This window comes from Pseudomonas brassicacearum, assembly GCF_003732225.1.
GTDB classification, from domain to species: Bacteria; Pseudomonadota; Gammaproteobacteria; order Pseudomonadales; family Pseudomonadaceae; genus Aquipseudomonas; species Aquipseudomonas brassicacearum_E.
This window is the reverse complement of sequence record NZ_MOBJ01000021.1, coordinates 1-23,586: the sequence shown is the minus strand read 5'-3', so window position 1 is coordinate 23,586 and position 23,586 is coordinate 1. Positions and strand designations below refer to the sequence as shown.

22 protein-coding genes are annotated in these 23,586 nt (G+C 59.5%); 10 read left to right on the top strand and 12 right to left on the bottom strand.

Going from position 1 to position 23,586, the window contains the following annotated elements; translation table 11 throughout:
• Nucleotides 1–443 precede the first annotated feature (443 nt).
• Both BK659_RS23560 and BK659_RS23550 read left to right on the top strand, forming a co-directional pair.
• Complete coding sequence (locus tag BK659_RS23560) at nucleotides 444–1,337, top strand: PA4780 family RIO1-like protein kinase (RefSeq protein ID WP_123427552.1); 894 nt, start codon at nucleotides 444–446, stop codon at nucleotides 1,335–1,337.
• 239 nt (nucleotides 1,338–1,576) lie between these two features.
• Entirely contained in the window at nucleotides 1,577–2,812 is a 1,236-nt protein-coding gene (locus BK659_RS23550; RefSeq protein WP_123427550.1) for an MFS transporter, read from the top strand.
• Here the strand turns inward: BK659_RS23550 and cueR are convergent.
• From cueR to BK659_RS23535, 3 genes are all read right to left on the bottom strand, one after another.
• Nucleotides 2,766–3,179 (bottom strand): Cu(I)-responsive transcriptional regulator, encoded by a 414-nt coding sequence (cueR, locus tag BK659_RS23545; protein WP_123427548.1) that lies wholly within the window; start codon nucleotides 3,177–3,179, stop codon nucleotides 2,766–2,768. The two genes, BK659_RS23550 and cueR, sit on opposite strands and share 47 nt — an antisense overlap.
• Entirely contained in the window at nucleotides 3,176–5,572 is a 2,397-nt protein-coding gene (locus BK659_RS23540) for a heavy metal translocating P-type ATPase (protein WP_123427546.1), read from the bottom strand. The genes cueR and BK659_RS23540 overlap by 4 nt, the downstream gene beginning before the upstream one ends.
• Nucleotides 5,573–5,831: 259 nt before the next feature.
• Nucleotides 5,832–6,209 (bottom strand): hypothetical protein, encoded by a 378-nt coding sequence (locus tag BK659_RS23535; protein WP_123427544.1) that lies wholly within the window; start codon nucleotides 6,207–6,209, stop codon nucleotides 5,832–5,834.
• 146 nt (nucleotides 6,210–6,355) lie between these two features.
• Between BK659_RS23535 and BK659_RS23530 the strand changes: the two genes are divergently transcribed.
• Both BK659_RS23530 and BK659_RS23525 read left to right on the top strand, forming a co-directional pair.
• A complete protein-coding gene (locus BK659_RS23530; RefSeq protein ID WP_123427542.1) occupies nucleotides 6,356–6,556 on the top strand; it encodes a heavy-metal-associated domain-containing protein in 201 nt (66 codons plus the stop codon).
• A gap of 94 nt (nucleotides 6,557–6,650) precedes the next feature.
• Nucleotides 6,651–7,844 (top strand): multidrug effflux MFS transporter, encoded by a 1,194-nt coding sequence (locus BK659_RS23525; RefSeq protein ID WP_123427540.1) that lies wholly within the window; start codon nucleotides 6,651–6,653, stop codon nucleotides 7,842–7,844.
• Nucleotide 7,845: 1 nt separating this feature from the next.
• Here BK659_RS23525 and BK659_RS27815 read toward each other — a convergent pair whose 3' ends face one another.
• The gene (locus BK659_RS27815; RefSeq protein ID WP_185015458.1) at nucleotides 7,846–8,016 is read right to left on the bottom strand and encodes a hypothetical protein; all 171 of its coding nucleotides are present in this window, start codon (nucleotides 8,014–8,016) and stop codon (nucleotides 7,846–7,848) included.
• A gap of 180 nt (nucleotides 8,017–8,196) precedes the next feature.
• Entirely contained in the window at nucleotides 8,197–9,210 is a 1,014-nt protein-coding gene (locus BK659_RS23520) for a zinc-binding alcohol dehydrogenase family protein (RefSeq protein WP_123427538.1), read from the bottom strand.
• 115 nt (nucleotides 9,211–9,325) lie between these two features.
• On the opposite strand from BK659_RS23520, the gene BK659_RS23515 reads away from it, so the two are divergent.
• The 3 genes from BK659_RS23515 (at nucleotide 9,326) to BK659_RS23505 (ending at nucleotide 12,824) form a co-directional block, all read left to right on the top strand.
• Nucleotides 9,326–10,255: a LysR family transcriptional regulator gene (locus tag BK659_RS23515; RefSeq protein WP_123427600.1), complete on the top strand. Its 930-nt coding sequence runs from the start codon at nucleotides 9,326–9,328 to the stop codon at nucleotides 10,253–10,255.
• 316 nt (nucleotides 10,256–10,571) lie between these two features.
• A complete protein-coding gene (locus BK659_RS23510) occupies nucleotides 10,572–11,306 on the top strand; it encodes an ArsR/SmtB family transcription factor (RefSeq protein WP_123427536.1) in 735 nt (244 codons plus the stop codon).
• A gap of 135 nt (nucleotides 11,307–11,441) precedes the next feature.
• Nucleotides 11,442–12,824: an MFS transporter gene (locus tag BK659_RS23505; RefSeq protein ID WP_123427534.1), complete on the top strand. Its 1,383-nt coding sequence runs from the start codon at nucleotides 11,442–11,444 to the stop codon at nucleotides 12,822–12,824.
• Nucleotides 12,825–12,958: 134 nt separating this feature from the next.
• Here the strand turns inward: BK659_RS23505 and BK659_RS23500 are convergent, their stop codons facing one another.
• From BK659_RS23500 to BK659_RS23485, 4 genes are all read right to left on the bottom strand, one after another.
• Complete coding sequence (locus BK659_RS23500) at nucleotides 12,959–13,912, bottom strand: adenosine deaminase (RefSeq protein WP_123427532.1); 954 nt, start codon at nucleotides 13,910–13,912, stop codon at nucleotides 12,959–12,961.
• Between the two features lie 169 nt (nucleotides 13,913–14,081).
• On the bottom strand, nucleotides 14,082–15,440 hold the full coding sequence (locus BK659_RS23495) for an 8-oxoguanine deaminase (protein ID WP_123427530.1): 1,359 nt from the start codon (nucleotides 15,438–15,440) through the stop codon (nucleotides 14,082–14,084).
• A 258-nt stretch (nucleotides 15,441–15,698) separates the two neighbouring features.
• Complete coding sequence (locus BK659_RS23490; protein ID WP_123427528.1) at nucleotides 15,699–16,385, bottom strand: SDR family oxidoreductase; 687 nt, start codon at nucleotides 16,383–16,385, stop codon at nucleotides 15,699–15,701.
• Between the two features lie 25 nt (nucleotides 16,386–16,410).
• The gene (locus BK659_RS23485; RefSeq protein ID WP_123427526.1) at nucleotides 16,411–16,761 is read right to left on the bottom strand and encodes a MerR family transcriptional regulator; all 351 of its coding nucleotides are present in this window, start codon (nucleotides 16,759–16,761) and stop codon (nucleotides 16,411–16,413) included.
• Between the two features lie 83 nt (nucleotides 16,762–16,844).
• On the opposite strand from BK659_RS23485, the gene BK659_RS23480 reads away from it, so the two are divergent.
• Nucleotides 16,845–17,279, top strand: a complete 435-nt coding sequence (locus BK659_RS23480) for a hypothetical protein (RefSeq protein WP_123427524.1) — start codon at nucleotides 16,845–16,847, stop codon at nucleotides 17,277–17,279.
• Nucleotides 17,280–17,778: 499 nt separating this feature from the next.
• Here the strand turns inward: BK659_RS23480 and BK659_RS23475 are convergent, their stop codons facing one another.
• The 3 genes from BK659_RS23475 to BK659_RS23465 form a co-directional block, all read right to left on the bottom strand.
• Nucleotides 17,779–18,360 (bottom strand): IMPACT family protein, encoded by a 582-nt coding sequence (locus BK659_RS23475; protein ID WP_123427522.1) that lies wholly within the window; start codon nucleotides 18,358–18,360, stop codon nucleotides 17,779–17,781.
• A gap of 11 nt (nucleotides 18,361–18,371) precedes the next feature.
• Nucleotides 18,372–19,022 carry a TetR/AcrR family transcriptional regulator gene (locus tag BK659_RS23470; RefSeq protein ID WP_123427598.1) on the bottom strand — a complete coding sequence of 217 codons (651 nt, stop codon included), beginning with the start codon at nucleotides 19,020–19,022 and terminating at the stop codon, nucleotides 18,372–18,374.
• Between the two features lie 109 nt (nucleotides 19,023–19,131).
• On the bottom strand, nucleotides 19,132–20,052 hold the full coding sequence (locus BK659_RS23465; RefSeq protein ID WP_019693711.1) for a LysR family transcriptional regulator: 921 nt from the start codon (nucleotides 20,050–20,052) through the stop codon (nucleotides 19,132–19,134).
• A 138-nt stretch (nucleotides 20,053–20,190) separates the two neighbouring features.
• Here BK659_RS23465 and aptA point away from each other — a divergent pair, with 138 nt between their 5' ends.
• Both aptA and BK659_RS23455 read left to right on the top strand, forming a co-directional pair.
• Nucleotides 20,191–21,540, top strand: a complete 1,350-nt coding sequence (gene aptA, locus BK659_RS23460) for an omega-aminotransferase AptA (RefSeq protein WP_123427521.1) — start codon at nucleotides 20,191–20,193, stop codon at nucleotides 21,538–21,540.
• Nucleotides 21,541–21,615: 75 nt separating this feature from the next.
• Nucleotides 21,616–23,109 carry a CoA-acylating methylmalonate-semialdehyde dehydrogenase gene (locus BK659_RS23455; RefSeq protein ID WP_123427519.1) on the top strand — a complete coding sequence of 498 codons (1,494 nt, stop codon included), beginning with the start codon at nucleotides 21,616–21,618 and terminating at the stop codon, nucleotides 23,107–23,109.
• Nucleotides 23,110–23,586: the final 477 nt, after the last annotated feature.

Below are 23,586 nucleotides of genomic sequence, written 5' to 3'. Positions count from 1 at the left end.
CCAGGGTGGCAACCAGCACAACCGGCAAGCAGGCGATGATTGCAAACGCCCACGTCAGTTTTTGTTTGATGTTCATCCGCGCTCCAGATTTTTTCTTATAAGCCCACGCAGTGCTGACGACTCGCGGATTGTCGGACAAATCCCGTTCTCTTTGATGACTTCGGCCGCCAGCAGCGGAAATTGAGGGCTATTGAAAAAAATCCTACAAAGAGTGGGTCGGCTGATCGCAAACTCTGTCGCAATTGCCTTCTGATCTGGTTAGCAACGTGCGGCTGACTCTCAGCTATGATCTTCGTCGGCCGACAGGGTTTGCCTGATTAATCTGGCACATTGGGTGCATCTGCAACGTTCATAGGTCGGCAACCCCTCCCCGCCGGGAGTGGATTGCCGTATAACGAGTGACATTCGCGTGTTTGGTAATAAAGGACCCACAATAAAAGCTGATGAAGACTCCAAAACGCATTGAACCGCTGATCGAGGACGGTCTGGTTGACGAGGTGCTGCGCCCACTCATGAGTGGTAAAGAAGCAGCTGTTTATGTGGTGCGCTGCGGCAACGAGTTACGTTGCGCCAAGGTTTACAAGGAGGCGAATAAACGAAGTTTTCGTCAGGCGGCCGAGTATCAGGAAGGCCGCAAGGTACGTAACAGCCGTCAGGCTCGCGCGATGGCCAAGGGTTCCAAGTTCGGTCGTAAAGAAACCGAAGACGCCTGGCAGAACGCCGAGGTTGCGGCGTTGTTCCGTCTGGCCAGTGCCGGGGTGCGAGTCCCCAAGCCGTTCGACTTCCTGGAAGGCGTGCTGCTGATGGAACTGGTGGCGGACGAGTACGGCGATGCCGCACCGCGTCTCAATGACGTGGTGCTGGAAGCGGATCAGGCGCGCGAATACCACGCCTTCCTGATTTCGCAGATCGTGCTGATGCTGTGTACCGGTCTGGTGCACGGTGACCTGTCCGAGTTCAACGTATTGCTGACCCCGGATGGCCCGGTGATCATCGACCTGCCCCAGGCAGTCGACGCTGCCGGCAACAACCACGCGTTCAGCATGCTGGAGCGCGATGTGGGCAACATGGCCTCGTACTTCGGGCGCTTTGCCCCGGAGTTGAAGCGGACCAAGTACGCCAAGGAAATGTGGGCGCTGTATGAAGCCGGCACCCTGCACCCGGCCAGCGTCCTGACCGGTGAGTTCGACGAGCCGGAAGAGCTGGCGGACGTAGGCGGCATCATGCGTGAGATCGAGGCCGCGCGCCTTGATGAGGAACGTCGGCAAGCGGTTCGCGCCGCAGACGATGCACCGCCGAGCAAAACCGAAGAACCGCCTCCGCCGTGGATGCAGTGATCGGTTGAATGAAAAATCCGGCTTCGGCCGGGTTTTTTATGGGTGTCCTGCCCGAAAATTGAATTCAACACAGAACCACTGTGGGAGCGAGCTTGCTCGCGATGAGGCCATCACTTTCAACATCATTGTTGACTGTCAGTCCGCTATCGCGAGCAAGCTCGCTCCCACATGAGTATCCGTAGGTTGTTAAATCGAGTTAACTGCACGGCACCCAAGGCAACGCTCGATCAAGGACGATTGTGAACACCGACCCCACACCCCACCAATCCACCCGCAATGCCCGACTGATCATCGCTGCGCGCCTGGTCTCGGATTTCGGCGCCTTCCTCAATATGGTGGCGCTGGCCACTTATGTTTACCTGCTCAGCAACAGCGCCATGAGCGTCGGGATCTTTCTTGCCAGCCGCGTGGCCGGGGGGATTTTTGCCAGTTTGATCGGCACGACGTTTTATCGTCGTTGGGGCGGGCGCTTACCGCTGATAGCCTTCGATCTGCTGCGTGCCGGGCTGTTAGGCCTGTTGCTGGTGCTGCCGGTGCCGCAGCAAGCGTTGCTGTTACCGGTGATCGCTTTCGGCCTGGGGTTTGGCAACTCGATGTTCGCCATTGGCCTCAACAGCCAGTTGCCGCACATGATCGCTGGGGAGCAACTGCTTAAGACCAATGCCTGGATCACTTCGGCGTCGTCCGCGGCGATGGTCGGCGGGAGTCTGGTTGCCGGGCTGTTGGTGGCAGGTTTCGGCTTTGAAACGGTGTTTGCGCTGAACGTGGTCACTTATCTGTTGGCGGCGCTATTCATTGTGCCGTTGCGGTTTTCCAGATATGCACCGAGTACCGAGCCAACCCACCCGCGTGGCGAATGGAGTGCACTACGCCAAGGTTTGCGCAGTTCGCCGGTCATCGCCGCGATGCTGGCGCTGGTGATGGCCGACACCCTCGGCAGTGCCGCGCACAACGTGGGATTCCCGATCATTTCCAAACTGCTCACGCCTGAGTCGGCCAGCATTACGCTGGGTTTGATGCTGGCAGTATGGGCGTGCGGGAAATTCATCGGCGCACGGATCGCCAGTCGTTTGCCGGGCTCGGAAAACTCAAACCTGGAGCGGCGGTTTTTCTTCGGTGTGTTGCTGATGTCCAGCGGCTTCATTCTGATGTTCCAGCAACAGAGCCTGTATGCCTTGCTGCTGTTCGCGTTGCCGGCGGGTTTGGGGGACGGCTTTTCCGAGGTCGGACTGATGTCGCGCTTGCAGCGTGAACCGGACAGCCTGCGCCTGCCGATTTTCAGTTTCCTGACCTTACTGCAAATGACCGGGTTCGGCGTCGGCATGTTGATTGCCGCGCCGTTCTATAACGTGTGGGCGCCCGGCGCGGTGGTGCTGCTGTTTCATGGGATTCCCCTCAGCACCCTGTTGGTGCTGAAGGTTTTGGCGATCAGGGGCGAGCGGGCTCGGCGCAGCAGCCCGACGCCAGCTCCTTGAGAATCGGGCAGTCCGGACGATGATCGCCCTGACAATGCTCCACCAGATCCTCCAGGGTGTCGCGCAACTGGCCGAGCTCGCGGATTTTCTGGTTCAGCTCATCGATGTGCTGGCGGGCCAGTGCCTTGACGTCGGCGCTGGCCCGTTGGCGGTCCTGCCAGAGGGTCAGCAGTTTGCCTACCTCTTCCAGGGAAAACCCGAGATCGCGTGAACGCTTGATGAACGCCAGGCTGTGCAGGTCGTCATCGCCATAGACGCGGTAGCCGCTGTCGGTGCGATGCGCTGCCTTGAGCAGACCGATCGATTCGTAATAGCGAATCATCTTGGCGCTCAGGCCGCTGTGTCTGGCTGCTTGGCCGATGTTCATTCAACGTCCTCCAGGTCTTTCGGCTTCCAGGTTTTGAGCAGTAAAGCATTACTTACCACGCTGACACTGGACAAGGCCATCGCCGCGCCGGCCAGAACCGGGTTGAGCAAGCCGAACGCTGCCAGCGGAATCCCGATCAGGTTGTAGACGAAGGCCCAGAACAGATTCTGGCGGATCTTCGCGTAGGTCTTGCGGCTGATCTCCAGCGCCGCTGGCACCAAGCGAGGGTCGCCGCGCATCAAGGTGATCCCGGCCGCGTGCATCGCAACGTCGGTGCCGCCGCCCATGGCGATGCCGATATCTGCCGCCGCCAACGCTGGAGCGTCGTTGATGCCGTCGCCAACCATCGCCACCACACCGGTCTTTTTCAGTTCGGTGACGGTCGAGGCCTTTTCTGCCGGTAGTACTTCGGCGTGAACGTTGCTGATACCCAGCGCTTCGGCGACCACCCGGGCGCTGCCACGGTTGTCGCCGGTCAGCAGGTGACTGCCGATGTGTTGCGTGTTCAATGCCTCAATCGCTTGCAGCGCCCCAGGCTTGAGGGTGTCGCCAAAGGCGAACAGACCGAGTACCCGCGGCTCGGGGCTTTGTTCGATCAGCCACGACAAGGTCCGGCCCTCGGCTTCCCAGGCCTTGGCGGATTCGGCCAAGGGGCCGGCGTTCAAGCCGGTTTCTTCCAGCAGACGGCGATTGCCCAGCGCCAACCGGCGACCCTCCAGCGTGCCGGCAATGCCACGACCGGTCAGTGATTGGCTGGCGCTGACATCGGCCACCGACAAGTCACGCTCGGCACAGGCGTCCAGCACGGCCTTGGCCAACGGATGTTCGCTGCCGCGTTGCAGGGCGCCGGCCTGTTGCAGCAGGGTTGCTTCGTTGCCGTCGATGGCACTGAAGTGAGCGATGCGTGGCGTGCCGGACGTCAGTGTGCCGGTCTTGTCGAACACCACCACGCTGACTTCATGGGCACGTTCCAGCGCTTGCGCGTCCTTGATCAGAATACCGTGGCGTGCGGCCACGCCGGTGCCGGCCATGATCGCGGTCGGTGTGGCCAGGCCGAGGGCGCAAGGACAGGCGATCACCAGCACCGCGACCGCGTTGATCACCGCCGTTTCCAGCGGCGCGCCATACAGCCACCAGCCGATCAAGGTTGCCAGCGCTAAAAGCAGCACGACGGGTACGAACACCTGGCTGACTTTATCCACAAGCTTTTGAATCGGCGCCTTGCCGGCCTGGGCGTCTTCCACCAGACGGATGATTCGCGCCAACACGGTTTCCGCGCCAAGGGCCTGGGTTCGAACCAGCAGCCGGCCTTCGCCGTTGATCGCACCGCCAGTGACCTTGTCGCCGGGTTGTTTCGGCACCGGCAGGCTTTCGCCGCTGATCAATGCCTCGTCGGCATGGCTCTGACCTTCGACCACTTCACCGTCCACCGGGAAACGTTCACCGGGTTTGACCAGCACCAGATCGCCAAGGCGCAATGCGCTGATGGCGACGTCCTGTTCGCGGCCGTCGATCACTTGAATCGCCCGTTCAGGACGCAAGGCTTCGAGGGCACGAATGGCACTGGCGGTCTGGCGTTTGGCGCGGCTCTCAAGGTATTTACCGAGCAACACCAGCGCGATCACCACCGCCGAGGCTTCGAAATAAAGATGCGGCATGCTGCCGGCACTGGCGGTGGCCCACAGGTAAATGCTCAAGCCATAACCGGCGCTGGTGCCCAGGGCTACCAGCAGGTCCATGTTGCCCGCGCCAGCCCGCACGGCTTTCCATGCGGCGACATAAAAGCGTGCACCGAAAATGAATTGCACCGGGGTCGCCAAGGCAAACTGTGCCCAGGCCGGGAGCATCCAGTGCAGGCCGAACGGCTGCACCAGCATCGGCAGCACCAGCGGCAAGGCCAGAATGATTGCCAGCAGCAAGCTCCAGCGTTCGTGGCGCAGACGTTGTTGCTGATCGTTGTCAGTGGACTGCTCGGCTTGCCAGACGCTGGCGGTATAACCGGCCTTGCTGACCGCGCCGATCAATATCTGTGGGTCGATTTGGCCGAGTAGTTCGAGGTGCGCGCGTTCATTGGCCAGATTGACGCTGACGCTTTTCACCCCGGCGACTTTATTCAGGGCACGTTCGACCCGACCGGCACACGACGCACAGGTCATACCGCCGATACTCAATTCCAGGTTGTGTGCCGGCACGCTGTAACCGGCTTGCTGCACCGCTTCCATCAGCGCCGGCAAGCTATCGCGAGGGGCCTGGACGCGTGCTTGTTCGGTGGCCAGGTTGACGCTGACGGCACTGGCGCCGACAACTTTACTCAACGCACGCTCGACACGCCCGGCGCAGCTGGCGCAGGTCATACCGGAGATCGGCAGATCGAAGGTGGTGGAATCGGACATTGGTCTTACTCCCTGTAGAAATGACCTACAGGATCAACCTTGCCATGCTGGCAAGGTCAAGCGCCAATCTTGATGGTGTTCTTCAGGTTGATACGGTCCCTGTAGCAGCTGGCGAAGCCTGCGTTCGACCGCGTAGCGGTCGCAAATCCTGAGTCCACGATTAACCTGATACACCGCAGTGTCTGATTTCACGACTGCTTTGCAGCCGAACGCAGGCTTCGCCAGCTGCTACAGGGGAGCGCGCAGAATTCGGAACGCCTCAATACCCCAGCGCGGCGGGCTTGAGGTACATCCCTTGCTGGTTCATGGCGATGCGGAATTTCAACAGGTCACCCGCCCTGAGCGTGATGTTCTGCGAGCCGGGGGCCAGCATCCCGGCGTTACAGCCTGGCGCCTGGCCGGGCAGCAGTTTGAGCCGCAAAGAGTAGTTACCCGGCGGCAAGTTGAACGAGGTGCTCTGCTCCTGGAACAGCCGCGCCGACAACTGATCCTGGATGTACACGCCAATCTCGCACGAGGTCGCGACTTCCAGGCGCTCGCGAGAAATGATCAGCACACCGAAGTCTTCGGCGCTGGCCGAGGGCGCGGCGGCGAAAAGACTGAGCATGCCGAATAGGCTGAAAGCTGACCAGCGCATGGCTGCATCTCCTGCTTTTGAGTCATTGATGGCGAAGCTTGGCCGAGCGCGACGATGATTGCCAGCCCGGCAGATCACTGCAGAACTTGACCTTGCCACCGTGGCAAGCTCAAGACTGGCTTCAACCACATCAAAGGAGCTGTCTCATGCAGGTATTCAACGTTCAAGGAATGTCGTGCGGTCACTGTGTTCGGGCCATTACCGAGGCGCTGCAAGCCAAGGATCCGGCAGCCAGTATTCGGGTCGACCTCGCGGCGAAGGAAGTCGGTGTCGAGAGCGGTGAGCTGTCGGCGGATCAAGTCATCAACCTGATCAGCGGAGAAGGTTATGAAGTGGCGCTGGCCTGAACCTTTTTAATAGTTAGCGACCTATCGGAATGTTCAAGGCGTCCAGGCGCGGCTAGACTGTCGGGCTGCCGACTGACGCATAACTGGACGCCTGATGAACCTCCGTACCATTCTGATTCTTGGCGCCCTGAGCGCTTTCGGGCCGCTGGCCATCGATTTCTATCTGCCAGCCTTCCCGGCCATGGCGGCGGCTTTCGGTACCGATGAAAAACACGTCCAGCTGACCCTCGCGGCCTATTTCCTGGGCCTGTCGATTGGCCAGTTGGCTTACGGCCCGGTGGCCGATCGCTTCGGCAGGCGCATTCCGTTGCTGGTGGGCGTCGGCCTGTTCACCCTGGCCTCGCTGGTGTGCGCGTTTGCGCCGAGCCTTGAGTGGTTGATCGCTGCACGTTTCGTTCAGGCGCTGGGCGGCTGCGCCGGGATGGTGATTTCCCGTGCGGTGGTCAGCGACAAGTGCGACGCGGTGGGTTCGGCGAAAGTCTTTTCGCAGCTGATGCTGGTCATGGGCCTGGCACCGATTCTTGCACCGATGCTCGGCGGTCTGCTGGTCAACCTGCATGGCTGGGAGTCGATCTTTATCGCCTTGACGGCGTTCAGTGCGTTGTCGGGCCTGGCGGTTGCGTTGGGCTTGCCGGAAAGCTTGCCGGCCAACCAGCCGCGTCAGCCATTGTCGGGTTCTCTGCGCCAGTACGGTCGACTGCTCTCTGACAGGATTTTCCTCGGCCATGCCTTGACCGGAGGCATCGCCATTGCCGGGATGTTTGCCTACATCGCCGGTTCGCCTTTCGTCTTCATCAAACTTTACGGTGTCCCGGCCGAGCACTTTGGCTGGCTGTTCGGCACCAATGCGGCGGGCTTTATTCTGGTGGCTCAGCTCAATGCGCGACTGCTTTCCAAACGCGGCCCGGCCTTTTTGCTGGCGCGTACTGTATGGATTTATCTGGCGGCGGGCCTGACCTTGCTGGCGGTCAGTTCACTGCATACCGAGCATTTGTGGCCATTGTTGATTCCACTGTTTATCTGCATCGCGAGCCTGGGTTGCATTATTCCCAATGCGTCGGCGTGCGCCATGAGCGGTCAGGGCGCACGCGCAGGCAGTGCCTCGGCAATGCTCGGTTGCTTGCAGTTCAGTGTTGCCGCAGGGGCGGCAGCGTTGGTGGGCGTGTTGCACGACGGCACGGCGATGCCGATGGCGATGGTCATCAGCCTGTGCGGAATTTTGGTGGTGAGCGTCGCGATGCTCACCCGTCGGTTGCAAATTGCCCGGGCAGCGCAAGCCGTGGCTTGAGTCAGCCGGTTGCTCGTTGCAGGCGTTCGGGGAGTTGATGAGGAGCTTGCAATCGAGCCTCGAGGGTCGAGGTAAAAGCACGGGCTTCGGCTTCACTGCGGAAGTTCACCGCGTGGTTGTCCAGGCGGACCTGCCACTGGGATTTTGCCAATTCTTTTATCAGGATCTTCATTGCTGACTTCCTCACCTAAAAGATTGCACTGCGGGAAGCTCGATTGTAGACCTGAATCAAATCGGTTTTGTGACGTGGATCAATTCCTCAGACTGACGGTTTAAAGGCAAAAGATCGCAGGCTTCGCCAGCCCCTACCGTAGGAGCTGCCGCAGGCTGCGATCTTTTGATCTATAGAACGTTAAAACCCTTCCAGTACGATCTTGCCCCTGGACTTGCCGCTTTCCAGCAGTTCATGGGCACGGCGCAAGTTGGCGGCGTTGATCGTGCCGAAGTGTTCACCGACCGTGGTTTTCAACGTGCCCGCGTCGATCAGCTCGGCCACCCGGTTCAGCAGCTTGTGCTGTTCGAGCATGTCGGCGGTTTCGAACAACGAGCGGGTGTACATGAATTCCCAGTGCAGCGACAAGCTCTTGCGTTTGAGCCTGGTGACGTCCAGCGCCTTGGGATCATCGATCAGCGCGAGCTTGCCTTGGGGCGCGAGGGCTTCGACCAGCTGTTCGAAGTGCTGATCGGTTTCGGTCAGGCTGGCAACGTGTGTCACCTGAGTGTGGTCTGCGCGCTTGAGTTCTTCGCTCAGCGGCTGGCTGTGATCGATCACCAGGTCTGCGCCCAGTTCGCGTACCCAGCGTTGAGTCTGCGGGCGGGAGGCGGTGCCGATGACTTTCAGTGCGGTGAGCTGGCTGGCCAACTGAGTCAGGATCGAGCCCACCCCACCGGCGGCGCCGACGATCAGCAGGCTTTGACCTTGATCGGTTTTTCCTTCGCGCACTTGCAGGCGCTCGAACAATAGTTCCCAGGCGGTGATCGCGGTCAGCGGCAGCGCGGCGGCTTCGGCGAAGCTCAGGGATTTTGGCATATGGCCGACAATGCGCTCGTCCACCACATGCCGTTCGCTGTTGCCGCCTGCGCGGGCAATCGAGCCTGCGTAGTAAACCTTGTCACCGACCTTGAACAGGCTGACGTCGCTGCCGACCGCTTTGACCACACCGGCCACATCCCAGCCCAGGACTTTGGCCGCGCCATCTTCAGGCGAGACATTCTGGCGAACCTTGGTGTCCACCGGGTTGACCGAGATGGCTTTGACTTCAACCAGCAAATCCCGTTTGCCTGCCACCGGCTCGGGCAGTTCGATGTCTTGCAGAGATTCTGGATCGTTGATGGGCAGCGAGTGGTAGTAGGCAATGGCTTTCATGAGGGGCTCCTTAACTGTCATGAGATGGCGCAGATGATTGGTTATTTATCTGCAAGATAAAACCCGCTAAAAGAGCAGTCTCTTTCAATATTTTTTTGATAATGCGGGTGGGATGATGCTGCGTTTCGATGACTTGCAGTTGTTCGTGCGTGCCGCGGACCTGGGCAGTCTGTCTGCGGCGGCGCGGGTCATGGACATGTCGGCGGCGGTGGCGAGTGCCGCGTTGAAGCGGATCGAACAGCAATTGGGTGCGCGGTTGCTGGCGCGTTCGACACGTAGTCTGCGTCTGACCGCTGAGGGTGAAGGCTTCCTGGAATATGCCCGTGCAGCGCTGAGCAATCTTGATGAGGGACGACGTTTGCTGACCAGCGGACAGGATCAGGTCAGCGGAGTGTTGCAGCTGTCAGCGCCGTCGGACTTCGGCCGCAATTTGCTGCTGCCGTGGCTGGATGAGTTCCAGCGCGAGCATCCGAAACTCACGGTGCGCCTGTTGTTGGGGGACCGGATTGCCGACCTGTTTCGCCAGCCCGTGGACATTGCCCTGCGTTACGGGGAGCCAGAAGACTCAAGCCTGGTGGCGCTGCCGATCGCTGCGGACAACCGCCGTGTGTTGTGTGCCGCACCGGAATATCTCGCACGGCATGGCGAGCCGCGCCAACTGGAACAACTGGCCCAGCACAATTGCCTGTTGTTCATGCTGGGCAGCCGGGTTCACGATCACTGGAGTTTTCATGTCGGCAAACGGGAGGTGAGCCTGACCGTCAGCGGTGACCGTTTCAGTGATGATGCCGACGTGGTGCGTCTGTGGGCGGTGGCCGGCGCCGGCATTGCCTACAAGTCCTGGCTGGATGTGGCCGGCGATGTCTTGGCCGGGCGCTTGAAAGTGTTGATGCCGGAGCTGCTCTGCGAGCGTGCACCGCTGAATTTGCTGTGCGCCCATCGCGCTCAATTGAGTAAGCCGGTGAACCTGCTGCGTGAACTGCTCAAGTCGCGATGTGCCGAATTGTCGGGACAATTACCGACAATGTTTGTTGCAGGCGAGTAGTCGCACGCAAATAGGGAAAATTCTGGCAGGAACTATCACCTCAAAATGCTTCCTGCGGGCAGGAACCGAAGATCATCGCGCTTATACTAGCGCTGCCTGGTGTCGTACCGTTGTCAGCGAAGTTGCGAAACCTCGTTCAAACCGGTTGGACGCTGCGCTGATCGCCGTTGAACGCGGTCGGGATTTTCGAGGAGGTTTGTCGCATCCGTTGGTTACACCGCCCGGCGTTTGGCGGTTTTCACGCCTTGGCCGGCAGCACATTACTGGTCAAGATGTCCCAGAGCAGTAGACAAATGATTCAACAGGGAGTGAATACATGGAACATGCACCTTGCATCAGCCAGATAGCCACGTTGCTGGCAGACCCGAAGCGTAGCGCGATGATGTGGGCCTTGATGGACGGTTCTGCACGGCAATCCGAGGAGTTGGCATTGCTGGCTGGCTTGTCGCCGTCTTCGGCCAATGCGCACCTGGGGCGTTTGTCCAGCGGTGGACTGTTGAAAGTCGAGGAGCGTGGGCGCAAGCGGTTTTTCCGGCTTGCGGCTCCCGAAATCGGTGCGGCGGTTGAAGCGCTGGCAAGCGCCACCCTGGCCAGTTTGCCAGGCAAGGTTCCAGAATCGCTCACGCGTACCGGCCCATCGACGAAAGTGCGAACAGCGCCATCGTCATTGCTTCGGGCCAGGCTCTGTGAAGACCATCTGGGGGGAAGCCTGGCGGCTGATCTGTATCAGCGGATGCTCGATGCCGGCTGGATCGAACAGTTGGACAAGCGCGTCATCGTGACTCACAAAGGTGCCAACCAGTTGGCGACCCACGGCGTGTTCATTCAGGCGTTGGCCCACAGCACTTCCCGCGTAGCCTGCGCCTGCCCTGACTGGAGCGAGCACCGGCCGCACCTGGGCGGCACGCTGGGGGCGGCGGTATTGCAGCTGTTCATGCAGTCCGGCTGGTTGCATCTGCCCAGCGACACGCGTGTTCTGCAGATCACGGCGGCCGGCCAGCGTGAAATCGATCTGTTCGCCAAAGAGGTCGAGTTGGAAATGGCGCTCTAGCGGCACTTGAAATCGGCGTCTGTGGCCAGAGGTTTCAGACGTCGCTCAGAGCTGTGGCCAGGTCGTATCCAGCAATAGCCACCCCAGGCGATCCCGCACACTCGATTCGGGGACTATCGATTGGGGGCATACGGCATGGAAACGCAAGGCTATAGCGCGGCAGAACGTCTGGAACGACTACCCATCAGCGGTTATCACCGGATCATTTTCATCATCATTGCCCTGGCGTTTTTCTTCGACTCCATGGACCTGGCAATGATGACGTTCCTCCTGGGCTCGATCAAAGCCGAGTTTGGTTTGAGCACGGCGCAGGCCGGGTTGCTGGCCAGCTCGAGTTTCTTCGGTATGGTGCTCGGCGCGTCATTGTCCGGCATGCTCGCTGACCGCTTCGGGCGCAAACCGGTGTTCCAGTGGAGCATCGTACTGTGGGGTATCGCCAGTTACCTCTGTTCTACGGCGCAAACCGTCGAGATGCTGACGCTGTTTCGAGTTCTCCTGGGGATCGGTATGGGCATGGAGTTTCCGATTGCCCAATCGATGTTGTCCGAACTGATCCCGGCCAAACGGCGTGGGCGTTATATCGCGTTGATGGACGGCTTCTGGCCGCTGGGATTTGTCGCGGCGGGTGTGCTGTCCTACTTCCTGTTACCGCTGGTTGGCTGGCGCGACATCTTCCTGGTGTTGGCGGTGCCGGCAGTGTTTGTCCTGGCGATCCGCTTCTTCATTCCCGAGTCACCGCGCTGGCTGGAGCAGGCCGGGCATCACGCCGCAGCGGCCAAGGTCTTGCAACGCATTGAAGACAAGGTGCGTGGCTCGCTGGGGCGCGCCGACCTGCCTGAGCCGATTCGGTTACCGAGGATCGAGAGTCGCCCGGGGCACTTCCTTTCGGCCTTGAATGAAATCTGGTCACCGTTGTATCGCCAACGCACAATGATGATCTGGAGCGTCTGGTTTTTCGCCTTGCTTGGCTTCTATGGCCTGACGTCCTGGCTCAGCGCGTTGCTGCAACAGTCGGGGTTTGCCGTAACCCAGTCGGTGTATTACACGGTGCTGATTTCCCTCGGCGGGATTCCCGGGTTTCTCATGGCGGCCTGGTTGGTGGAGCGCTGGGGACGCAAGCCGGTGTGCATCATCACCTTGCTCGGTGGTGGGATGATGGCATTTCTGTATGGGCAGAGCGCGGTGTTTGGCGGCAACGTCAGCCTGTTGATCAGTTCGGGCCTGCTGATGCAGTTCTTCCTGTTCGGCATGTGGGCCGTGCTCTACACCTACACCCCGGAGCTCTATCCCACGTCGGCGCGCGCCACCGGTTCCGGGTTTGCCTCGGCGATTGGCCGGGTCGGCTCATTGCTCGGGCCATTGGTCACCGGGCTGGTATTCCCGATAACCGGGCAGGGCGGGGTGTTCGCCTTGGGTGCGATGTGTTTCGCGATCGCTGCGGGAGTGGTCTGGCTGTTCGGGATGGAGACGCGGGGCAAGACGCTGGAGGAGTTGAGCGAAGTCGCGCAAGTCGGCTAAACACCGATTAAATGTGGGAGCGAGCTTGCTCGCGATGGCGGACTGACATTCAGCATTGATATTGAATGTTATGGCCTCATCGCGAGCAAACGGAACGCCGCCCGGCTGCTCCCACATTGGTTTTGCGGTGAAGCTTAGGGTTTGACCAACCGTGCATCCAGGCTGTTCTGCGCCAGGCGCTTGGCCTGATCCTGGGTCATGCCCAAATGGGTATACAGCGCATTGAAGTTCTCGGTGACATAACCGCCGAAGTACGCCGGGTCATCCGAGTTCACCGTGACCTTCACCCCACGCTCAAGCATGTCGAGAATGTTGTGCCGGGACATGTGATCGAACACGCACAGCTTGGTGTTGGACAGCGGGCACACGGTCAACGGGATCTGTTCGTCGATGATCCGCTGCATCAGGCGTTCGTCTTCGATGGCGCGCACGCCATGGTCGATACGCTGGATTTTCAGCAGGTCGAGGGCTTCCCAGATGTACTCCGGCGGACCTTCTTCACCGGCGTGAGCAACGGTCAGGAAACCTTCGTGACGGGCGCGATCGAACACGCGCTGGAACTTGCTTGGCGGGTGACCCATCTCTGAGCTGTCCAGGCCGACGGCAACAAACGCATCACGGAACGGCAGCGCCTGGTCGAGGGTTTTCTGGGCTTCGTCTTCGCTCAAGTGGCGTAGGAAGCTGAGGATCAAACCGCTGGTGATGCCCAGTTGCTGCTCACCATCTTTCAACGCGCTGGCGATACCGTTAAGCACCACTTCGAACGGGATGCCTCGGTCGGTGTGGGTTTGCGGATCGAAGAACGGTTCGGTGTGAATCACGTTCTGCGCCTTGCAACGCAAAAGGTAGGCCCAGGTCAGGTCGTAGAAATCCTGAGAGGTGCGCAACACATCGGCGCCCTGGTAATACAGGTCCAGGAACTCTTGCAGGTTGTTGAAGGCATACGCCTTGCGCAGGGTTTCGACGTCGCTCCACGGCAGGGCGATCTTGTTGCGTTCGGCCAGGGCGAACAGCAACTCAGGCTCCAGCGAGCCTTCCAGGTGCAGGTGCAGTTCTGCCTTGGGCAGGGCGTTCAGCCAGTCGTACATATTCTTTTCTCATCAGGTGCAGATGGTGAGCATTCTACAGATGCCTGTAGAAACAATTAGCAAAACCTGACCAGCCGGTTCATCAAACCACTTCCTGTTTCCGACGATAAGCATAGGTGTCGGCAAACGTGGGCAAGGGCTCCTGGCTCTTGCCCACGATGACGTCAGGTCAGATGCCGGCGATCAACTGCCGCGCCGCTTGGCTGTGATCGGCAATCAATCCCTTCAGGTCCAAGCCCTCAACCTGCCCATCGATCACTCGCCATTTGCCGCCGACCATCACTCGGTCCGCACGGTCCGCGCCACATAGCAGCAATGCCGAGATCGGGTCATGGCTGCCGGAGAAGCGCAGCTCATCGAGTTTGAACAACGCCAGGTCCGCTTGCTTGCCCACCGCCAGTTCGCCGATATCGCTACGGCCGAGCAATTTCGCCGAACCCTGGGTGGCCCAACCCAGCACCCGTTCCGGGGTGATTTTCTCCGCGCCGTAACGCAGCCGTTGCAGGTACAGCGCCTGACGGGTTTCGAGGATCATGTTCGAGGCATCGTTGGACGCCGAACCGTCGACACCCAGCCCCAGCGGTGCACCGGCGGCGGTCAGCTCCAGGGTTGGGCAAATGCCTGATGCCAGGCGCATGTTCGAACTTGGGCAATGGCAAATGCCGGTGCCTGCCGCGCCGAGGCGGGCGATTTCGTCGGGGTTGAAGTGAATGCCATGCGCGAGCCAGGTGCGTGGGCCGAGCCAGCCGACGCTGTCCAGATAGTCCACGGTGCGCAGGCCGAAGCGTTGCAGGCAGAAGTCTTCTTCGTCGAGAGTTTCGGCCAGATGCGTGTGCAGGCGCACATCAAGCGTGTTCGCCAGTTCGGCGCTGGCCGACATGATTTCCGGTGTGACCGAGAACGGCGAGCAGGGCGCCAGGGCGATCTGGATTTGCGCACCGTCGCCACGTTCGTGGTACTCGGCGATCAGGCGCTGGCTGTCGGCGAGAATCACTTCGCCTTGCTGCACGGTTTGCTGGGGCGGTAGACCACCATCCTTTTCGCCGAGGCTCATCGAGCCACGGGTCAACATGGCGCGCATGCCGAGCTCGCGCACGCTGTCGACCTGCACGTCGATGGCGTTTTCCAACCCCTCGGGAAACAGGTAATGGTGGTCGGCGGCAGTGGTGCAACCCGACAGCAGCAATTCAGCCAAGGCCACCTTGGTCGCCAGCGCCAGTTTTTCCGGGGTCAGTCGGGCCCAGACCGGGTACAGGGTTTTCAGCCAAGGGAACAGCGGTTGATTGACCACCGGCGCCCAGGCTCGGGTCAGGGTTTGATAGAAGTGATGGTGGGTGTTGATCAGCCCCGGCAGGATCACATGCTCGCGGGCATCGAACACTTGTCCACAGGGCGTCGCGGGTTGTTGGCCTTGCTTGAGCACTTCGACGATCAAACCGTCTTGCAGCACCAGGCCACCACGGGCATCGAGGCCGTTGGCAGTGAAGATCGCGAGGGGATTTTTTAACCAGATACGGGTCGCAGGCATTTGCCGGCTCCTCTGAAAGTTGGGTTCAGGTTCGCCAGCTCAGTGTTGCCCTGTCTGCTGATCCAGGGTCGCCGCGGGGGGCGAAGTGTGCAGTTTCGAACAAAAGCGCTTTTCGGGCAAGCGTCGTTACCACAGGACCGACGTATGACCCTGTGGGAGCGAGCTTGCTCGCGATAGCTGACTCACAGTCGACATCAGCGTTGAATGTAATGTCGTCATCGCGAGCAAGCTCGCTCCCACAGGGGATGGGGGTTGGTGTTACCAGGGAATGGTTTCGCCTTTGTAATTAATGAAGTGATGCCCACCCTTGCCGGCGTAAGCGTTCACCTGATCGACCAGCCCACGGGTGCTGGTGTCGACATCGATGTCCGCGCCTTCACCGCCCATGTCGGTTTTCACCCAACCCGGATGCAGCGACAGCACGGTGAGTGTCTGTTCGCCCAACTGCGTGACGAAGCTGTTGGTCATCGAATTCAGCGCCGCTTTACTGGCCTTGTACAGCGCCAATTCAGGGGCGTCGGGCATGGTCACGCTGCCGAGCACCGAGCTCATGAACGCCAATACGCCGCTGCCTTCGCGGATCTGCCCGACGAAGCGTTGGGCCAGATTGATCGGCGCCACGGCGTTGGTGAAGAACAACTGGCCAACCTCGGCCAGCGTTGCGCCGCCAGGTGTCTGCACCTCCGGGCCTTTAACCCCGGCGTTGACGAACAACAGGTCGAACACCTGGCCTTTGAGTCGTTGGCTGAGGGCGATTACTGCTTGTTGATCATCCATGTCGAGTTTCTCAATCTGCACCTTGCCCAGTGCCTGCAACGCCTCGGCGTTCTGCGGGTTACGCACGGTGGCGGTGACTTGCCAGCCGTCGGCCAGCAGGGTTTTCACCAGCCCCAGGCCCAAGCCGCGTGAGGCTCCGATGATCAGTGCGGTTTTTACCGTAGACATGAGTGGCTTCCTTGAAAAAAGAGGGTCATGGGTTCAATGGACAACGTTGTCCGAGTCGTTGTTGCAACTCGTGGCGTAACTCACCGAGTTCGGCGATCCGGGTTTCGATCAGATTCAGTTTGTCTTGTAGCAGTTGGCTCACGGCGCTCGAAGGGTCCGGTGCCTGCCACAGCGAGGAGACGCTGCTGCCGATTTCGCCAAGCGTAAAGCCCAGGCGTTGTGCGGTTTTGATGTAGAGCACCAGTTGCACCATTTCCTCGGGATAGTCGCGGTAACCGTTCGCGCTGCGTTGGGCGGCGATCAATCCGCGCTGCTCGTAGAAACGCAAGGTATCGCGGCTGACGGCGCTGGCCAGGGCTAATTCACCGATGCGCATTTTCTCGACTCATGGGAAGCTTGACCCTGGAGCATACTCCAGGCTTTAGCCTGTTTGCTCCTCGAATTATTGGAGCCGTATTCATGTGGACCCCTTCGCAATACCGACACCTGGTGCGCAGCAGCGCCTGGTATGACCTGATCGTCACCGCCGCATTTGCCACTCCCTGGACGTTTACCGCGCTGCACGGCCTGCTGCTAAGCATCAGCCAAACCTTGAACCTGCCGGGCGAACTGCCGCCGTTCGAACCCATGCATATGTTGATGGCGAACTTGATGGGCTCGATCGTTTGCGTCTGGTCGGTATTGCGCATACGTGATCCACAGCAGGTGTATGGCCGGTATGACGCTGCAGGACGGTTCCTGTTTGCCGCGTGGCAAGCGTATGCACTGGCCCATGGCGTGACGTCACTGTTGGCGATCTTTTTGTTCTTTGAATTGGCGTGGGGCGTTGCGCAGGTATTGCCTGTTCGGCAGTCATCGCGGGCAAGCCTTGCTCCTACGGACGGAGTGATCTGACGGTTCACCTCGAGTGTCTGACTTGCCTCAGGCACCACTTCAGGGCGAGGTGCAGGATTGGGGGCCGATTCGGCTCCGGGTGATCTGGTTAAAAAGTGATCATCAGGCTGCGGACTGTGCCGGCTATGCAACTGCGCCAGCCATGAACGGGTTATCCACAGGTTGCTCCACAGTATTTGTGTGCAAGCCCGAAGCCCGGGCATAAGCACTGAGAGGCTTTGTTCTAATGGTGCTAAACCGCTCTAACTGTTTGTTTTACGGTGGAATTGGACGTGTGGACGGCCATTTGAACGAAAAGTGATCAACGACCGCAAAGCCACGTTGCGCAAGGGCTACAGCGCTATGTACTCAGGTTATCCACAGTCGGGTGCACAGCGGTTGTGGGCAAGTGCAGGCAATGTTGGCATGGCGCCAATGCCCCAAAAGATCGCAGCGCTACAGGCGCAACAGGATTCCTCGTAGGAGCTGCCGCAGGCTGCGATCTTTTGATCTTGCCTTCTTACCGCTGCAACAAAATCCGCCCACGACTCAAATCGGCCAGTTGCATTTGCAAGGTATCGATCTGCACCTCACCGACCGCCAGTTGCAGTTCCACACCGTTGGCCGTGAAGGTTTCTTCCACCACCAACCCGCCCAGTTCCGCCACGCGCAATTTGACCAGGGCCAATTCGCTGAAACCACAAACACAACTGACCGGCACACGGCTGATCAGCGCGATTCGTTCGGCGCCTTGCAGGCATTTATTGGCGCTGCCGCCATAGGCCCGTGCCAGGCCGCCGGTACCCAGTTGAATGCCGCCGTACCAGCGAATCACCACGACCGAGACCTGATCACAATCCTGCGCTTCGATCGCCGCGAGTATCGGTCGGCCAGCAGTGCCGCCCGGTTCGCCGTCGTCACTGCTGCGGTACTGATCGGCGAGTTTCCAGGCCCAGCAATTGTGTGACGCGTTCAGGTCGCTGTGCTGCTCGATAAACGCCTGCGCTTCGACAGCACTGGTGATCGGTGCCGCGAGGGCGATAAAGCGGCTTTTGCGAATTTCTTCGCGGTATTCGCAAAGGCCTGCAAGGGTAAAAGGCATGGCTGAACGTCTTAAATGACTGGAGTGAGGCCGCAGCCTTTAAGAATGATGCGGATCAGGTTATCGCCGGCGTCTTCCATGTCTTGCCTGGTCAGCTTGCTACGACCGGTGACGCGGCAGATTTGCGTGGCGAAATCGGCGTAATGCTGGGTGCTGCCCCACAACAGGAAGATCAGGTTCACCGGGTCTACAGGGTCCATCTTGCCGGCGTCGATCCAGGCTTGAAACACGTTCGCCCGGCCTTGGAACCAGGTACGGTAATCCTGATTGAAGTACTCGGTCAGGCATTCACCGCCGCTGATCACTTCCATGGCGAACACCCGCGAGGCTTGCGGCTGGCGACGGGAGAACTCCATCTTGGCGCGTATGTAGCGGGTCAGCGCTTCGGTCGGATCGTCGTCAGCCGTCAGCGTGTTGAAGGTGCTATCCCACAACTGAATGATGTTGCTCAACACCCCGATGTACAGCCCGAGTTTGTTGGTGAAGTAGTAATGCAGATTGGCTTTGGGCAGCCCGGCGTTTTGCGCGATGGTGTTCATGCTGGTGCCCTTGAAGCCGTGACGAGCGAATTCGACTTCTGCGGCTTTGAGGATCGCCTCTTCGTTCTTTTGACGAATGCGGCTGGCAGGCTTACCTGCGTGGGCTGGGACTTCAAAGGTCATGGGCGGTTCCGAGCTGGTCAGTGGGTGCACCGTGCGTTGATAGCGCACCCACAGGAATCCGACAAGTCTTGTTGCGATAAAAGCGTCAACGCTGGGCCTTTCATGCGGTTTATCGCGTCGCAGCAAGGCTTTCCAGAAAGCTTTCCAGTACCAAATGCGGGCGCCGCCCCTTGCGTGTGACCGATGCCAGGCTCAGGTCATAAAAACGGGCGTCGGGTTTGAGCGCGCGCAAGCGACCTTGCTGCACCCACAGGCTGGCGTAGTGGTCTGGCAGGTAACCGATGTAGCGCCCGGTCAGAATCAGAAACGCCATGCCCTCGCGGTCCGACGCGCTGGCGGTGCAATTGAGTGCCTGGTAATGCGCCTGGATCTCGGCCGGCAAACGGAAGGTCGGGGCAATCGCGTCCTGACTATTCAGGCGTTCATCGTCCAGCTGTTTATCGTCGACATAAAACAGCGGATGGCCGACCGCGCAGTAGAGCAGCGAACGCTCGCTGTACAGCGGCTGATATTCCAGACCCGACAAGGCGCTGGCCTGCGGCACCACACCGACATGCAAGCGACCGTCGAGCACGCCTTGTTCGACTTCATTGGGTGCGATCATGCGGATCTGAATCTGCACGTCCGGCCCGCGCTCTTTCAACTGTGCCAGTGCGTGGGTGATACGCATGTGGGGCAGGGTGACCAGGTTGTCGGTCAGGCCGATGGTCAACTCGCCGCGCAAATGCTGGTGCAGTCCGTTGACCTCGGTGCGGAAACTTTCCAGCGCACTTAAGAGCTGTAACGCCGATTGATAGACCTCGCGACCTTCTTCAGTCAGTGAGAACCCGGCTCGGCCACGTTGGCACAGGCGCAGACCGAGCCGTTGTTCAAGATCGCTCATCTGCTGGCTGATGGCCGAGCGTCCAATCCCGAGCACGCTTTCCGCCGCAGAGAAGCCGCCGCATTCGACCACGCTGCGAAATATGCGCAGCAGGCGGATATCAAAGTCGCTGACTTGCGCCAGTGGATCGGGTCGACGGCTGCTCATATTTCTTACTCGAAAGTTTAGTCATGGCCTGACTGAAGGTTAGAAGAGTTGGATTTCACCGACTTTATCCTCGTGGCAACTTAGCTGCAAGAACGCTTTTGATCCCTACGCCGCTTATTGCCCTGCGAGGTTTTGCTCATGAACTTGTCTGAAAACGCTCCGGTCTCCCTGGCCAGCCAGCTCAAGCTCGATGCTCACTGGATGCCGTACACCGCCAACCGCAACTTCCAGCGTGACCCGCGTCTGATCGTTGCCGCTGAAGGCAGCTATCTGATCGACGACAAGGGCCGCAAAGTCTATGACTCGCTGTCGGGTCTGTGGACCTGCGGCGCCGGGCATACCCGCAAGGAAATCCAGGAAGCGGTGGCCAAACAGTTGGGCACCCTCGATTACTCGCCGGGCTTCCAGTACGGTCACCCGCTGTCGTTCCAGCTCGCCGAGAAAATCACCGAGCTGACCCCGGGTAATCTGAATCATGTGTTCTTCACCGACTCAGGTTCCGAGTGCGCCGATACCGCAGTGAAGATGGTCCGCGCTTACTGGCGTCTGAAGGGCCAGTCGACCAAGACTAAAATGATTGGCCGCGCCCGTGGCTACCATGGCGTGAACATCGCCGGCACCAGCCTGGGTGGCGTGAACGGCAACCGTAAGCTTTTTGGTCAGGCGATGATGGACGTCGACCACCTGCCGCACACCCTGCTGGCCAGCAACGCTTATTCTCGTGGCATGCCGAAAGAGGGCGGTATCGCCCTGGCCGATGAGCTGCTCAAGCTGATCGAACTGCACGACGCGTCGAATATCGCTGCGGTGTTCGTCGAGCCAATGGCAGGTTCTGCCGGTGTACTGGTGCCGCCGCAGGGTTACCTCAAGCGTCTGCGCGAAATCTGCGATCAGCACAACATCCTGCTGGTATTCGATGAAGTCATCACCGGCTTCGGTCGTACCGGTTCGATGTTCGGTGCCGACAGCTTCGGCGTGACCCCGGACCTGATGTGCATCGCCAAGCAAGTCACCAACGGTGCCATCCCGATGGGCGCGGTGATTGCCAGCTCGGAGATCTACCAGACTTTCATGAACCAGGCGACGCCGGAATACGCGGTGGAATTCCCGCACGGTTACACCTATTCCGCGCACCCGGTGGCCTGCGCTGCTGGCCTGGCGGCACTCGACCTGCTGCAAAAGGAAAACCTGGTGCAAAGCGTGGCCGAAGTCGCGCCGCATTTCGAGAATGCCCTGCACGGCCTGAAAGGTTCGAAGAACGTCATCGACATTCGTAACTACGGCCTGGCCGGTGCGATCCAGATCGCTGCGCGCGACGGTGATGCCATCGTCCGTCCGTTCGAAGCGGGCATGGCGCTGTGGAAGGCAGGCTTCTATGTGCGCTTCGGCGGCGACACCCTGCAGTTCGGCCCAACCTTCAACAGCAAGCCGCAGGATCTCGATCGTCTGTTCGATGCTGTTGGCGAAGTGCTGAACAAGATCGACTGATTCTTCCCTCTATATAAGAACAAACAATGGACGCGCAGCGATGCGCGTCTGTGGACAACTTTTCAGGAGCCGCGCATGAGCCTCATCCCGCATTTGATCAATGGTGAACTGGTGACCGAAAACGGTCGCACTGCCGACGTGTTTAACCCGTCCACTGGCCAGGCGATCCACAAGTTGCCATTGGCCAGCCGTGAAACCATTCAAAAAGCCATCGACTCGGCCAAGGCTGCATTTCCGGCCTGGCGCAACACGCCACCGGCCAAACGCGCTCAGGTGATGTTCCGCTTCAAGCAATTGCTGGAGCAGAACGAAGCGCGTATCGCTCAATTGATCAGCGAAGAACACGGCAAGACGTTGGAAGACGCGGCAGGTGAACTGAAGCGCGGTATCGAGAACGTCGAGTTTGCCTGTGCGGCACCAGAAATCCTCAAGGGCGAGTACAGCCGCAACGTCGGCCCGAACATCGATGCCTGGTCGGACTTCCAGCCGTTGGGCGTAGTGGCCGGTATCACTCCGTTCAACTTCCCGGCGATGGTGCCGCTGTGGATGTATCCGCTGGCGATCGTCTGCGGCAACTGCTTCATCCTCAAACCCTCCGAGCGTGATCCAAGTTCGACGCTGCTGATCGCTCAGCTCCTGCTGGAAGCTGGCCTGCCGAAAGGCGTATTGAGCGTGGTTCACGGTGACAAGGCAGCAGTCGATGCGTTGATCGAAGCACCTGAAGTCAAAGCACTGAGTTTTGTTGGCTCGACGCCGATTGCCGAATACATCTACGCCGAAGGCACCAAGCGCGGCAAACGCGTCCAGGCATTGGGCGGGGCGAAGAACCACGCAGTGCTGATGCCGGATGCCGATCTGGATAACGCAGTCAGCGCACTGATGGGCGCGGCTTACGGTTCCTGTGGCGAGCGTTGCATGGCGATCTCGGTGGCCGTGTGTGTCGGCGATCAGGTGGCGGATGCGCTGGTGGCCAAACTGGTTCCGCAAATCAAGGCGCTGAAAATCGGTGCTGGCACTTCCTGTGGCCTGGACATGGGGCCACTGGTTTCCGGTCAGGCTCGCGACAAAGTCAGCGGCTATATAGAAGACGGCGTTTCTGCCGGTGCTTCCCTGGTAGTCGACGGTCGTGGTCTGAGCGTGGCTGGTCATGAGGAAGGCTTCTTCCTGGGTGGCTGCCTGTTCGATAACGTCACGCCAGAGATGCGCATCTATAAAGAAGAGATCTTCGGGCCGGTGCTGTGCGTCGTTCGGGTCAACAGCCTGGAAGAGGCGATGCAACTGATCAACGATCACGAGTATGGCAACGGCACCTGCATCTTTACCCGGGACGGGGAAGCGGCGCGGTTGTTCTGCGATGAGATCGAAGTCGGCATGGTCGGGGTCAACGTTCCGCTGCCGGTTCCAGTGGCGTATCACAGCTTTGGCGGCTGGAAGCGTTCGCTGTTCGGCGACCTGCATGCATATGGCCCGGATGGTGTGCGTTTCTATACCCGTCGCAAGGCCATTACTCAGCGTTGGCCACAGCGCGCAAGCCATGAAGCCTCGCAATTCGCATTCCCTAGCTTGTAAGTAGAAGGGCAGAAGGCCGGTCCCCTTTTTGATAAGAGGGGGACCGGCCTTCGTGTTTTCGGGGCTTTTTGATCGATATGACAGATTTGTGAAAATAGGTGTTGACGGCAGATTCTGGAAGTCTATAATTCGCCCCACTTCCGGCGCAGTCGAAACGGAAAACTCCTTGGTAAACAAAGAGTTACGCAGTTTTCGACAGCGGTTACGCTTCAGTTCGTCGAAGCCCGAAGGAGTTGATAAGGTAGTGTGTTTTCGCCTTATTGACGGTTCGATCTTCTCGGTCGAAAGCGGAGAAAAAGAGGTGTTGACAGCAGCGAGTAACGCTGTAGAATTCGCCTCCCGCTAACGAGAGATCGGAAGCGCAAGTGGTTGAAGTTGCAAAGGAAACTTTGAAAACTTCTGAAAATAACCGCTTGACAGCAACAGAGGCTGCTGTAGAATGCGCGCCTCGGTTGAGACGAAAGATCTTAACCAACC